General features: G+C 38.4%; 7 protein-coding genes and 1 pseudogene. 3 read left to right on the forward strand and 5 right to left on the reverse strand.

All coding sequences use genetic code 11. The features are described 5' to 3' along the window. Nucleotides 1-5: 5 nt before the first annotated feature. Both NMK93_RS19270 and NMK93_RS19275 read right to left on the reverse strand, forming a co-directional pair. Nucleotides 6-3,200, reverse strand: a complete 3,195-nt coding sequence (locus NMK93_RS19270) for a SusC/RagA family TonB-linked outer membrane protein (RefSeq protein ID WP_254526811.1) — start codon at nt 3,198-3,200, stop codon at nt 6-8. 2 nt (nt 3,201-3,202) lie between these two features. Then, entirely contained in the window at nt 3,203-3,709 is a 507-nt protein-coding gene (locus NMK93_RS19275) for a redoxin family protein (RefSeq protein ID WP_254526809.1), read from the reverse strand. A 1,068-nt stretch (nt 3,710-4,777) separates the two neighbouring features. Between NMK93_RS19275 and NMK93_RS19280 the strand changes: the two genes are divergently transcribed. The 3 genes and pseudogenes from NMK93_RS19280 (at nt 4,778) to NMK93_RS19290 (ending at nt 7,639) form a co-directional block, all read left to right on the forward strand. Continuing rightward, nucleotides 4,778-5,065 (forward strand): hypothetical protein, encoded by a 288-nt coding sequence (locus tag NMK93_RS19280; protein WP_138089460.1) that lies wholly within the window; start codon nt 4,778-4,780, stop codon nt 5,063-5,065. A 613-nt stretch (nt 5,066-5,678) separates the two neighbouring features. After that, nucleotides 5,679-6,083, forward strand: a pseudogene (locus NMK93_RS19285) (RNA polymerase sigma factor); the annotation flags it as partial. A gap of 1,238 nt (nt 6,084-7,321) precedes the next feature. After that, nucleotides 7,322-7,639: a DUF892 family protein gene (locus NMK93_RS19290; RefSeq protein WP_254526805.1), complete on the forward strand. Its 318-nt coding sequence runs from the start codon at nt 7,322-7,324 to the stop codon at nt 7,637-7,639. Nucleotides 7,640-8,202: 563 nt separating this feature from the next. Here NMK93_RS19290 and NMK93_RS19295 read toward each other — a convergent pair. The 3 genes from NMK93_RS19295 to NMK93_RS19305 are packed head-to-tail and all read right to left on the reverse strand — an operon-like array spanning nt 8,203 to nt 14,318. Next, entirely contained in the window at nt 8,203-9,711 is a 1,509-nt protein-coding gene (locus NMK93_RS19295) for an alkaline phosphatase family protein (RefSeq protein WP_254526804.1), read from the reverse strand. Between the two features lie 15 nt (nt 9,712-9,726). After that, on the reverse strand, nt 9,727-11,205 hold the full coding sequence (locus NMK93_RS19300; protein ID WP_254526802.1) for a SusD/RagB family nutrient-binding outer membrane lipoprotein: 1,479 nt from the start codon (nt 11,203-11,205) through the stop codon (nt 9,727-9,729). An 8-nt stretch (nt 11,206-11,213) separates the two neighbouring features. Continuing rightward, complete coding sequence (locus NMK93_RS19305; protein WP_254526801.1) at nt 11,214-14,318, reverse strand: SusC/RagA family TonB-linked outer membrane protein; 3,105 nt, start codon at nt 14,316-14,318, stop codon at nt 11,214-11,216. Nucleotides 14,319-14,387: the final 69 nt, after the last annotated feature.

Genomic DNA, 14,387 nt, shown 5'->3' on the forward strand with positions numbered 1-14,387 from the left:
TCGGATTAATACAGTAAACGGACAGAAAGGCCAAAATTTCGTGAAGCCGGAATTGGATAATTTTCTGGGTCGATACCTTTTTTATTTCTTTTCCAAAGCACACCGACATTGTTAACTTGTCCAGTTATGGTCATGTTAGTAATTTTGTTGCCCAGTTTGATATCCAAAGGATACGAAAGGCTGATGTCCTGTAAGCGGATAAAATCAGCTCGAATAATATTAGCTTCCGATTCTGCATAAAATTTATCCCTATTCGTATTGGCCGGATATTTCATGCTCGGAATGGTCGTTTCCGATTCATCCCCAGGCTGTCGCCATCGATCCTCAAAATCCGGATGCCCGACATAGGAATTGAAGAGCGCACTGTAATTAATGGTCTCGCTTTGTTTGAAGTGACCGAATTTATATGAAACCAGAAATGACAGTAGAAACTTTTTGATTCCAAGTGCATTGCGCCAGCTCCCGAAATAGGGTGCCATTGATGATCCAAAATAGTGCAACCTATTGACCGAATCTGCGAGCAGCTTTCGGTAGTCGATTGACGGTTCATTATTCAAAAACCCCTGGGGATCTCCAGTTTGTGCCTCAAGACCCGCAAAACGATAGGCAAAGACCGGATAGGGACTCAGCCCTTCCCGTGGGTTCATCCTTTTTCCTGTGTTCGATGTGTAAAATGAAGCTCTTTCGGATGCCCCCTGATAGTCTGTTACCTTCGAAAGATTTTTTGAAAAATTCAGCGTACTTGACCACGTTAGGACCGAAGAGGCTAACCTTACACCCAGTTCCGCATCATATCCACTTCCTTTCATTCTCCCAATATTCATGGTCGCTCTGGAAAATCCCTTGGTTGGATCCATGTAATTTTCCGAGAGAAGGTCGGTCGAATGCTTTACAAAATATTCGAAGGAACCTTTCAACAAACCCTTGAATATCGAGAACTCCATGCCAATGTTCTTCATTCCCACATCTTCCCACTTCAAATTTGCATTCGGAAGTGAGGTGACCTGTGCCCTGGGGTAGCTATTGATCCATTCCGTGCTGGGGCTTACATATCTTAGGATTGGTCTTGTTGCCGAAATTCCACCGGCGTTTCCACTGTGACCATAGCTTCCTTTGAGTCGCAGCGACTCCAGCCAACTCGCCTCCCCAAACCATGGTTCCCGATGCATGTTCCATGCAAAACCTACTGACCAGAGCGGGTTCCATTTATTATTTGTATTGACACCAAAAACATTGGATGCATCCCTCCTGGCTGAACCGCTCAGGGTGTATTTACTTTGGTAGGTATAGGAGGCATTGGCAAATACAGATACAAATCGATTATTGAATTCTGTGATTGAGTTCCCATATTGGATCCGCTGGCTTCCCAGCAGACCGTCATAGGTCGGGAAAACAGTAACATAATCAACAGGCTGGGAGGTTCGCAAATCTTCATTGTAACCGTACACTCGAGAAGCAATCGTCTCCCGTCTCGTTTGGCTGAATTCCATTCCAATCAGACCATGGATTTCATGGTTTTCGTTCCAGGATTGATCGATTCGGACCATTCCTCTGCCCTTTTGACTTCTCATCGATCCACTGCCCTGATCTAAAATGCTACCCTGAGGAATGGCATTTGTCAATCCCTGACCCATCATGTTACTATAGGTGTTCACCAAGTCCCTCACATAATAGGAATTCGCGCCATAAAGCATATCGCTTCCATCCTTTTGATTTTCCAATCCGTACATCAGTTCGGTCTGCAGCCAAGTAGTTGGTTTCCATTGTATGGATAGATTTCCAAGAAAATGGGAGGAAGGAGTCCTACCAAGTGATCGGTCAAGTTCCATTAAGGGATAATAATTCCAATCCAATAAACCAGTCCCCTGTTGCATACCTAAATAATGTTGGTTGTAGCCTTTGGGAACAGAAAGAAAATTTCCGTTGACGTCAGCCAGCTCAGCATAGGGATATAAATAAGAACGTCCCCCACCAATCCTAAGTGGGAAATCCTCCCCCTGGAGCATGAACTGTTCTGTTGAATGGGTCTGATCCAAGGCTAAACTAACAATCCAATTGGGACTGGGCGCATAATTGAGCTGATTGCTTAGTGTAATCCGATTTGAACTTTCATTTACCTTGTTGCCAATAATTTGATGGTGCCCAATTGACCCGCGATAATTGAGCTTGCTTAGTGATGATGATATCCCAAAGGTAGTTTCCTGAAGAAAAGGATTACGAAAAAGATGCTTATAAAGTTCATCTCTATAATCTTTGGTCCCCAACCTCTTCAATTCTTCCTGTAAGACCTGATCTGTTAGCTTCCCGCTCCGATGTTCAGCCAGTAGATCGACAACAGGTGAAATAATGGTATACTTGTTAGAAAGTGGATCCAATAGACCATCATAGAAGCCTTCATCAAACAACATCCTCTCCACGTTAATAAATTCTGATGATTTTAAGCTAGGATATGCATAGATATCTGGTTTGGATGAAATACGTGTTCTGGATTGCAAGGTCATTTCGGCCTTTCCAGCCCTTCCCTTTTTACGCGTAATGACCAATACCCCATTGCCTGCCCTTGCCCCCCAAATACTAGTAGCAGAGGCATCTCGGAGCAATGTTACCGATTCTATATCATTAGGATTGATGTCTTCAAGATCGCCTTCATACGGAAAATTATCGACCACTACTAGCGGTTTGCTCATCGCCAGATCAAACGAGCTAAGCCCTCGAACATGGAGATCGGTTTCACCATGTCGAGTTTCAACTTGCAAACTGGGCATATACCCCCCAATACTCTCTATCAAATTCGTGCCGATTCTTTGGGTGATATCGTCTGCTGAAATTTTAGCAAAACTTCCGGTAGATCGCTCCTTAGGAAGCGATTCGTATCCGGTATGAACTATTTTGATCTCTTCAACGGCAATTAAAGAATCTGCAAGAACTATTACTATACCTTCCATTCTTCCCTTAAATGATATGAAGGAATTTTTAAACCCTTGTTTGGAAACCATAAGTTTTCCTGACTCGATCGGACTATTGATTGTAAATTGCCCATCTTTTTCCGATTTAACAAGCCTTGGTTTTCCCAATATACTCACTGTAGCACCTTCGATTGCCAATAAGTGCTTATCCAGGACCTGCCCTTGTAAAATCGTCTGGGCTAAAACTTGATTATGTGCCAACACAAGTATTAACCATACTATTAATATTCTCATGATCAGTCGATATAGGGTGAAGAATAATTCCGGTCCAGCAGGTTCCTGAAGGTGATCAATTGTACATATCCAGCCGAGTTGATCCATACATATTGAGGATAGCCCTTTGATGGAAACAGCGATTGAAGATATTCATCTTCAACGATGCTTGTAAAATTGGACTTGGTGATTCCGAAAGACTTAAAAAAAGGCTCTTCAATCTTCTCTTGAAGGATGGAAAGGTTATCGTAGCTTTTTAATGGGTTGACCATAACAACGGCCAACCGGTCTTTGTACTTTTCCTTAAAGTGGGAAATCTCGTTTTGGTGTTTCAGGCAGATGCTGCATGTTGTGGACCAAAAGTCAAGGATCAACAGCTTCCCTTTGAACTCTTTTAAGGTAATTTCTCGCGTTTGTCCATTCTCGAATAGCAGGTGCTTTATTTCCCAGAATTCTGGGGGAACCTTCTCTCCGACTCTCAAGATTGGCAAATACTTTACATCCGTAGACGCAGGCTCTATAGAAGACACCTGCGCCTTGACCGGACAACTAAACAATATATGAAACAATAGTATTACCCCACTTAATAGAATTAATGGGGCTTTGGGAAACCAAAATTCGAGATTAATAGTTTGTTTAGATCGGGTTATGGAACCTAATCTATATAAATTTGGATCTGTCATAATTAATAGGTTAAATCGGAATTACAAATTCAATAATGCGTTTGGAGATTAAAACAGTACAGCTGAAAACCAACAAGATGCATTTCAAGGCATGGAACAATAGTCCTGATCAATACATCACTTTAGCTTCAGTAAAAACAAAAAGAACCGACCTTCACTCCTATTTAAGGAGTAAACCATAACACAGTCCGCTTGGGATAGTGGAAAAGAATAGTTAGATTTATTGTGTCAGAATATAATAAAACTACCGATCCACTTATTTCCTCACAACCATGCGCTGTCAGTTTATAGAAGGTCGGTTAAGAAAAGAGGTAGAAAAGAAAATTTCCCATTGGGATTATTACCACAGGGATTTTTAATCTCTTGCATATTTGGTGTTATGACTTTTATAAGCCATAAGTACCCAAATCCACCCTTTTCCTTAAAGTTATATTCTATTCAGGACTGCAAAAAATGTTCTTTGTTTGTTGTTTACGAGAAAACCGGCAACTATAATTCGGAATCTTATTGGTGCAAATTTTCTTGGTGGTTGTAAATCGTACCATAATTTTTTTGGTTTATGATAACGATGGGCACTCTTGAAACTGAGGAAAATGACTATTGGAACGAAAACCAAAAAGACACTCCAATGCTCAGGTCGAGGTACCGCTAGGACCACCTTGATCAATCAAGGTTCCACAGAGACTGACATGGAGCGCCTTATTGGCTCAAATATATAAATATAATTTGAATCCAATAATAAGGCGACACCAAGTTCAACTCATAAGGAAAATAGCGGTTTTCGACTATGAGTGACATCGTTGCTAAAGGATTTCCTTTAGTAATTGTCGCTTTAATAAATAACTCTTACAAAGATAAGTAATTATTCTGATTTGACCGCTAAAGCGGACAAGTTTTTTTTAAAAATTTTTATTGATGAAATTTAAAGATGAACAAAATGTAGATTTTGAAAATGAATTATTGAATTTTATTAGAATCAAGTTTCTAGAACCAATCAAAATTAACGGGAATAAACCGACTATCCGGCAATATGAAGATCTTACATCTATTGGTAGAACAACAATCACAAAATTAACTAAAAGTCAAGGATATGATGTGCCATTCTCAACTATTTTCAAAATTTGCAAATACGCCGAAATCCCTCTTTCTGATTTTTTTTCACAATTTGAAGAGTATCTACGAACTAAGTATTCTAAGAAATAGCTTTAATTAATGAATCTAACAAATAATATTTTAGGAATTTTTCTTACGTAAGATAATTCTTATCATTATAATGCATCCTATAACTTATCAACGATGAAGTTTGGTCAGAGAGCGTTATTGATATTCCAAAAGCAAAAAGTATATAACTTCCGGCTTTTTAATAAAACCTTCTGAAGGAGGTTTACTACCGTAAGAGTTATATTACCGATATTTTTAATGTCCTGGATAGTGGATTCAATTAACACAGGTATATCTCCGTTTATTATTTGCGAATAGCTAACTTTCTGACCTCTGAATAAATCAATAGCAATTAATTATGCGAAATTAGGTGCGACTAATGCTAAAGAAAAGGAAAAGTATAACAGTCTAATTGGCGATATCAAAAGCTTACCTGTGTAACTTTTTCAAAGGTTAGAGCTTTGATAAATGTAAATAAGTAAGGAACAGATAAGCGGGCGTCAAAATAAATTCGACGCCCGCTCTACCCTTCACCAAAACTATTTGGAATAAAGCACTAACTTATGAAACGTAAATGAAAAAAAATACTGATGAGCATTTTGAAAATAGAATTAATAATTTAAACTTTTAGAATAAAACGGGGAAGTCTACCGATCTCCTCCAGGATACCCTCATGAAGGTCATTCGATATCAGGAAAAATTTGAGGAAAGCACAAATCTTTTGGGCTGGATCTATACGATCATGAAGAATATCTTCATTAATAGGTGCCGTAAAAATGGAGTGGAAAGAAATTACGCATCAACCGTCCTCCCCGCTTCTGACCCCACAAAACAGCAGAGCCAAAACAAAAGTATAGACAATTTTTTGGGTCAAGACATAGATTCAGTTCTAATGTCGATACATGAAAAATATTATCTACCTTTCATAATGTTCTTTGAAGGTTATAAATACTATGAAATAGCAGAGCACTTAGGCATACCGGAAGGTACCGTCAAAACCCGAATACACAGCGCTAGAAAACTTTTGCAGGAAAAACTTAAAAGCTATAGATTTTCTTAACTTATATAGAGTATAGGCCCTAAGATAAAACTTAGGACCTCTTTCCGCTAAAAATATTCTCTATGGGAGGGGTAATTTCTATTAAAATAGAAAAAATTATTAATTGACCGCCATATAAAATACTTTTGATTACCGTAAAATAAATTTAGCACTAGAGAGTCCCAGAGATAGCCAAATAAGACCTGGCTCTTGTCTGCAGTCCCCTTCTATATATTCAATTCGGGATAATAAAAAAAATGTGCCACCTATAGTGGGGATATAGGTGGCATGGGGTTTTGGACTATTAATGCACCTTTACAATATAAACAGTTCATCGGTAATATGTTTGAAGTCGCCTAAAAATATGTCCTTCCCCAATTTATATCTCCAGGATATAATCTTCATTACTTTTATCTAAAACCTACAAAAGCTCGGATAACTCGGTATTTCAGAACGACTATGAGCATCCGATGTTATTTAATCAAACAATCTTAACAATATTTATCATGGCAACAACTACAAAACCTACTCCAAAGGATAATAAAGTTAAAGCTAAGCCAAGCGCGGCTAAAGATTTAAATGAGTTATTCGAGGACGGCCTAAAGGATATTTATTGGGCTAAGAGGAATAGATTGCCAGGTATACTAAATTGCTATGATCTTAATTAAGTACTTGGCGATATCTTAATATTGAAGACAGGAACTTTATACGATAATTCTTTTAATAAAATTTGTTAAAGTTATTGATGAGCGTTAGTGTGATAACCCATTAAACTTTGTCTCGTAAAATATACGAGCTCTTGTTGCATTGATTGCAAGAAGAGCTCTTTACTGGCAAAAAAAACAAAAATGATTTCACCCACCAAGGTCTACGAACGCGGGAATAAAGATATGCTTCCCCACAATGTGGACATAATGGATGTGGTTGGCTCAGTGCAGTGCTTTTTAAACTAATAATCTTCATACAATAGTTCTAAAAAATTTGAATTAATTAAAGACCATTACCTTAGAAAAGATAAGGTTTAGGATTTAGTAAAATAAAACGCCCAAACTATGGAATTATTTTGTCTTTCTAAGTATGATCAAAATACATGTAACAACACGCATAATTAAACGCCATTTTTACAAAGAGTTTAATCGATTGAAAGCTAAATGTTTGTTGTTATATTCCTGTTAAGGAATTGATAAAAATTAATTAATGTTTTAATTGTAAAATATATGTTAAAGTAAAATTTAACAAGAATTACCGCGCTGAAGAAAATGTTTGAACGATCATTGGTAAAATCGCTCCCTAAAATGGAAAAAAATGCTACATCGCAAAAACTGAAAATAGCAATATCTTCTCATCTTGAAGAGACCAAAGAACATGACAGTAGACTGGAAGAAGTTTTTGGATCGATCGGAATTAAGGCGAAGGAAGAGAAATGTGATACTATGTCCGGAATCTTAGAAGAAGGTAAAAGTATTATGGGAGACACAGAACCCGGCACTGTGCGTGATGCGGGAATAATCGCCGCTTCCCAGAAAGTAGAGCATTATGAGATTGCAACCTATGGGACCCTTGCCAATTTTCTGTAATTGGTCAATGTCATCAAGAGTTATTTTTTTAATCTTAATTTCTGTCATTTCTGTCATTTTTGTCTGTTGGTACGTTTCAGCAAGGTTGCCACTAACATCTGGTTATGCGAAAATTATATACAAAAAGTCTCACCAATCCTCCTTATATGCGTATTTGGTTAAAACATGGATTAAAAAACCTACATAGCTAAAAATCAACATACTTAATTAAGGGTGAAAATCGATAAATCGAAATAATATATGGAAATTATTTACCAACTAGTATGAAAGCTTGAATAATCTAAATGCCAAAGTTTCAATAAACCCTACTTGTTCCGAATTGTAGAATTCAGATATTCAAGTGAATCATAATAAAGTCCTTTCCAAATTAAGCTTTTCGTCATAATCAGGAGGTTTTCGTCGTAACCTTGCTGATATATTAAACAATTAATTGATGAATTGTTTGATATCTATACTTATATCTAAATTAACATTTATCAATACTATGAATCTTAATTTGGATTAGAGTTTCATTTTACTAGAAATCAGAGCAGAATTATAAACAATTAACTTTAGCAAACTAACTATTTTACCCTCCGTCCGTAGTCCAAATATTTATGTCCATCGATTTCGCTAAACTTCAATTCAACTGTATAATTCTTTTCTTTATTCTGTGCGGTTTCGATATACTGCTTTACCTTATTTGCATCTACATTTTTATTTTTAAAAAATTCAGCAAGCACTCTTCCTTGCATAGGGTGTTTATTTTTAACTCCTAAAACGGAAAACAAGGTAGGCATAATATCAATATAAGATGTAGGGGCCGTGGATTGATACGCTTTTTTGAATGAAGGACCATAAAGCACGAGGTTAGTATTAATTTCAAACGAACTAATACCACCATGTCCTGCAGCTCCTCCGCTCTTATTGTATGCCGAGCCTTTATATCCAAATTCATTTGGAGCGTCATCCCAACTATACGTTACTAGGATATCCGCGGCGCGATCCGGGTGGTTCCAATGAATGCTTGCAAATGAAAAAGTGCCATCTACACTTCCTTTTAAATCAGTATCATTTTTAGATTTCGTAAAGATTGGACCAATCCAGGGCTGCTTTTGCAATAACTTTACTATCCTTTCCACTTTTGCTTGGTCTTTATCTTTCACAAAGATCGCCCCATCTGCCATTACTATTTTTCCATTACTAAGGTCGTCTCCAAAGCCTTCTTCCTCTAGCATGCTTTTAACGGTATGTTCGCCCGCGTATGTTATAAATCCATGATCGGCACTGACTAAGACATTAACTTTGTCTTCCAATCCCTTTTCTTTAATAGCAAGAAGAATGCGTCCTAGCTGCTCATCCATAAATTTTATCGCCTCCAAAGCTTCTGGTGATCCAATTCCAAATCCATGTTGCTTTGAATCCGGTTCTGAAAGCCATACGGTCGTGATATCCGCAGGCTTCTTATCTAAACCAAAAGTCAAAAAAGCATCTACCACCCATTTATGATTCGCAAATTTAGGTTGCTTTTGTGATTCAATAGAAGCTATCGTTTGGAAAACGGAATCTCGGAAAGAAAGCGGAAAAATAAACTCCGGATTAACTGTCCAGCCTTTTTCCTGAGGGTCCTGTAAGAAAGCCTGGCCCGAAGATCCAGAGCTGTACACTGCGAGTGTCTTATTTTCCTGTCTGAGTAATTCAGCGGCCGTCAAATTAGATAACAACCCCAATTTGGACTGCTTTTTCACTATTTCCAAATCGCTTTTGTTTCCGGTATTATAATTTTTTCGCGCATCAACATCTGCAATATGAATCGTATTCCCGAGAATACCGTGTTTTTCAGGATAAGATCCCGTCGAAAGCGATGCAGAATTCAATCTCGTCACTGTTGGGAAAACGCTATGGCTATTTAAGGCAACACTCCCTTTATTTGCCAGATCAAATAGATTCGGCATATGCTCCTGATTGATAAAATCGGGTCTCAGACCATCAAAAATGATAACAATAGACTTCGTTTGAGCGAACAAAGTCGAAAAAGCTGACGCTAAACCTAGGGTACCGCAAATTAAAAACTTGATGATATTTTTTTTCATATGGATAATGTTAGTTTACTTGTTGTCCCACCAAACTTTAATAGTGCAATCGTCACCCCCCATTTGTTGCACCGCGGCTTTTAAGTTCTCGGCGTTCAAAGATTGCAAGTAAGTTGGATAAGGTATTCGCGTGGGGAAAGTCCTAGAAGATGGTATGCCGGGACCCTTTTCAAGTTTAGGGTATCCGGTTCTTCTGTATTCGAACCATGACTGATAATCTACAAAAAAGCTAGCATAGTACTTTTGCAAAAAGATTTGATCCATCTTTTCATCGACAGTTCCGCCACTCTTATATTTAATAATGGAATGCTTCAGAAAATCTTCAGGAATGTCAACTTTCCATTGTTTTAAAGAAGCTAGAATGGCATTATTGTAATGGTTCTCCTCCGTATCATTGGTTTTATAGTTCTTCAGTGCAAGCTCCGCTTTCATAAACTCCACCTCCGCATAGGTTTGTAAAATACCCATATTCGAGAAAGTTTTAAGTACATCGCTGAGATTGGAATTTGCATTTACATCAAACTCCTGTTCTAAGGGATATGCACTCGGGATACCTTGAAATACTGCTTTGTCACCTTTTTTTACAGTCCGAGCCCATAGCTTTAACCGTGGGTCGTTGGTTTCATTTAAAGTTTTTATGAAAAAGGTCGTGAAGTAATCATTGTCTCTCCAGTCGAATGTTCTGGAATTATAATATGGATTAAAATAAGGAAAATTACCTGGGAAAGCCAAGATGGCTTCGTCGGCATTGGATTCAAATACTGGAAAATCTTTCGGTTTATTTAATATTTCTTCAATTTTAGATCTCACCTTCATTTCCGCTTCCCGACCTTGAATCCTAACTAACAACCTTAATTTTAACGAATTAGCAAACTTCTTCCATTTCAACATGTTCGCTGCTGAACTTTGGGCGTCGAAAATCAAATCTCCCCCATATGCTAAAGGCTTATCCGTTTCAAAGAGTGTGTTAGCTTCCGTTAACCAATTCAACATTTGCTCATAAACAACTTGTTGTTTATCAAATTTCGGAAGGAAATTCTTATCCATCCCTTTCGTCGCCTCCAAACATGGAATATCACCATATGCATCAGTTAGAATGGAATACATATAAGCTTTCAACACAAGTGCAATTCCCATATAATTAGGCTGTTCCAACCTTTTCGATATCCCATACAAATCCTCCGTATCTAAGAGCGCTGCATAATAACTTTCCCAAATATTATCTCTACTACGAACATCCCATCGCATAACGCTATTGATATTTGGATTTGCTCGGGGCGCCTGTACTTGCATCAAAATATGGGTGAAGTTCTTCGCTTCATTCATTTTTGAAGTCACAATTCTGTATTGTAATTGACTTAACAATACACCCGGAGTAGCCTCTTTCGGCCGATTTGGATCGGTGTTGAGGTCATTAAAGGTTTTATCGCACGCACTGAAAAGACAAAGTGCAAACATCAAAACGGAAATAAATCTTCTTCTTATGTTCATCATCGTAAATACTAAAATCCTATGCTTAAATTAACTCCCATACTTCTAGCCGATGGGAATTGGGCCAGCTCGACGCCCGGCGTAACAGTTCCATTATTTAAATTTCCACCCTCGGGATCAAATGCCGGAAAGGAGGTGAAATTGAAAAGATCTCTTCCCCAAAGTGATACCGAAGCGTTTGAAAGTTTGAATTGCTTTAATAGATTAACCGGAAATGTATAGGATAGCCTAACTTCTCTTATTTTTAGGAAGCTGGCATCAAATATATTGGTCTCCAAATTACTCATCGAATAATAAGTCGGATAATAAACCAACGCACTCACCGACTTATCATTTGGCTTATACGTCCCATCGGCCTGTGGAACAACGCCATCGCCTACGATTCCCCCTTCGCGTCCCGGAAGAGAAGTCTTCACTTTTCCTAATTCATTAGTTTTATAATTTGTCAAGGAATAAATACTTCCGCCTTTTTGCATGTCCAAAAGGATGTGTAAACCTATAGACTTATAGGTAAAGTCATTACTAAACCCCATTTTCCAATCTGCAAATGCATTTCCCCATTTCTTTACTTCGGTGTCGAGTTCCGGTAATCCGGCTTCATTATAAATAATCTGTCCAATTTCATTTCTTAGAAATCCACGTCCATACATATCCCCCATTCGCGCTCCTGGGCGTGCTTCGATGGTCACGACACCAGCATTATTGTAGATAATTTGAGTATTGATTCCTGGGGCCAATTCCTTAACATAACTCCGATTAAGAGCCCAATTGACAGCAGATTTCCATTTAAATTGATCGTTCAAGATGGGTTGCCCATTCAAGACCAGCTCAATACCTTTACTATTTATAAGTCCGGCATTAATCAGGGCACTGTTATAGCCTGAAACGGGATCGACGGGCGTAGCAAGGATTTGGTTCCTACTGTTGTTCATATAGATCGACATATCAGCGCCTACTCTTCCATCTAGGAACCTTAAATCCAAGCCTGCCTCATAACTTGTTGTAATTTCTGGTTTCAAGTTAGGATTAAATAATACCCGTTGGTTGGTTAGGTTGTTACCATATATTTGATTGTAATATCGAGCCGTTTGATAGGGGCTGGTATCATTTCCCACCTGTGCCCAAGAGAGTCGAGCTTTAGCAAAAGAAATAACGTCCGGCATTTTAAAAAGCTGGCTTAAGATAAAACTGCTGTTCACAGATGGATAAAAAAACGATCGCTCTCCTGAAGGCAACGTACTGGACCAGTCATTCCGTCCCGTAACATCTAAAAATATCATTTCCTTATACGACAACTGACCAAAAGCATATAAGCTAGCAATAGCTTTTTCCTGTCTATCGCTTTGCGGTACAACTGGGTCTAAACTGTTGGACAGCTGGTAAATTCCCGGTTGTGCTAATTGGTCGGCATTCATTGATTTCAAATTATAATACTGCGACATATAATTTCCACCTAAGGAAATATTATACTTAAAATCGGATTCTAACTTAGGAACATAAGAAAGTAGAAAATCACTATTCGACTCGTAATTATTAAGACCCTGTTCACGGTACATTCCTTTCGGAAATTTCGTCATATTAAAAGGCCGCTGTTGAGATCGCTCTTCATTCGAAAAATCTAAACCACTTCTAAGCATCAGGTTTACTGTTGGGGAGAATTCATAAGTTGCAGAAATATTTCCTACAAGATTATGCTTCTTCATTTTATTCAACATTTCATAAAGAATAACATAGGGATTGTCAGGACCAGAATTGAAAGGCCTATATTGCTCTACTCCTTCTTTCCCAGGAACCCAATAGGGTTTAAACCATTCCGGTTTAATATTAGGCGCTGTACCTAATATTAAGAAATACATCAAAGTCTGGTTATTATATCCTGCGGAAGGGAGATTGTCACTTTTATTATTGCTGTAGTTAAATCTACCAGAAACTTTTAGCCGTTTGGATAATTGTTGATTGGCATTAAATAACACATTCATTCTCTCAAATCCGGTATTCGGAAGAATCCACGTATTCTTAAGGTAAGTAAATGACGCTCTAGCACCATTGATTTCATTTCCACCTTCAACGGATATATTATTGCTGCTTGTTAAACCGCGTTGAAAGAAGCCCGAAATATAATCTTTTTGGGCGACCCATGGGGTTCTTACTGTCGCTATTCCATCGGGCGTACTCGGGTCGTATTGAAAATACTCTTGCCCATTGAATTTAGGTCCGAAACCTCGTCCTGCACCAACAGTTGTACTTGTGTTAGCTCCATCCACGGTATTCCCATAAGAGTAATATTTGTCTTGTCTACCTTCTCCATACTCAAATTGATAATCAGGCCAGCGGTTCACTTCCTCCAAGCTCGTATTCGAATTGAGACTAACGCCTATTCCTCTCTCTTTTCGCTTCGCAGATTTTGTCGTAATAATTAGTGCGCCTGCTGCGGCCCGACTTCCGTATAATGCCGTTGCAGCCGGCCCTTTTAACACGGTCACATTATCAATGTCATCAGCATTTACGTTGCTGATATTTGATCCAAAGTCGACAGGGCTATCCTGAGATAAATAAGAATTAAAACCCGTGCCCGTAATCTTACTGCTGAGGGGAACCCCATCTATGACAACGAGCGCTTGATTGTTATTTAAATTTAGAGAGGATTCTCCTCGAAGCGTTATCCTATTGGAACCCATCGGCCCGGCACCAACCCCTTGGATAGTTAATCCCGCAACTTTTCCAGATAAAGCGCTGGTCCAGTTATTCGTCTTCGTTTCTGTTAGTGCTGCATTATCGACCGTTTGGGTAGAATATCCTAGCGATTTATCTTCTCTTTTTATCCCCAAGGCAGTTACCACAACAGCGTCAATATTTTGTATCTCTTCTTGATCAAGCTTGATGACAAGGTTGGTCCGATTTGCTGGCTTCACAATAATATCACATTGTCTTTTTCCTGTATAACCCGTGAAAGACACCTTCACACAATATTTTCCATGAGGCTGAAGTCCTTCAAATACGACTAAGCCATGCTCGTCGGTTGATCGAGTTGTATTAATTTGCAGGTCTGCATTACTTAATAAAACAGAGGAATTACTTAAAGGATTTCCTTGTCTATCGTGGACAAGCACACTCATAACTGCTTTATTTTGCGCATAAATTGGCGCGCAACAACAGAGCAACAAAAGAAGCAAAACGAAGGCTTG

It is taken from the genome of Sphingobacterium sp. LZ7M1 (assembly GCF_024296865.1).
Taxonomy (GTDB): domain Bacteria; phylum Bacteroidota; class Bacteroidia; order Sphingobacteriales; family Sphingobacteriaceae; genus Sphingobacterium.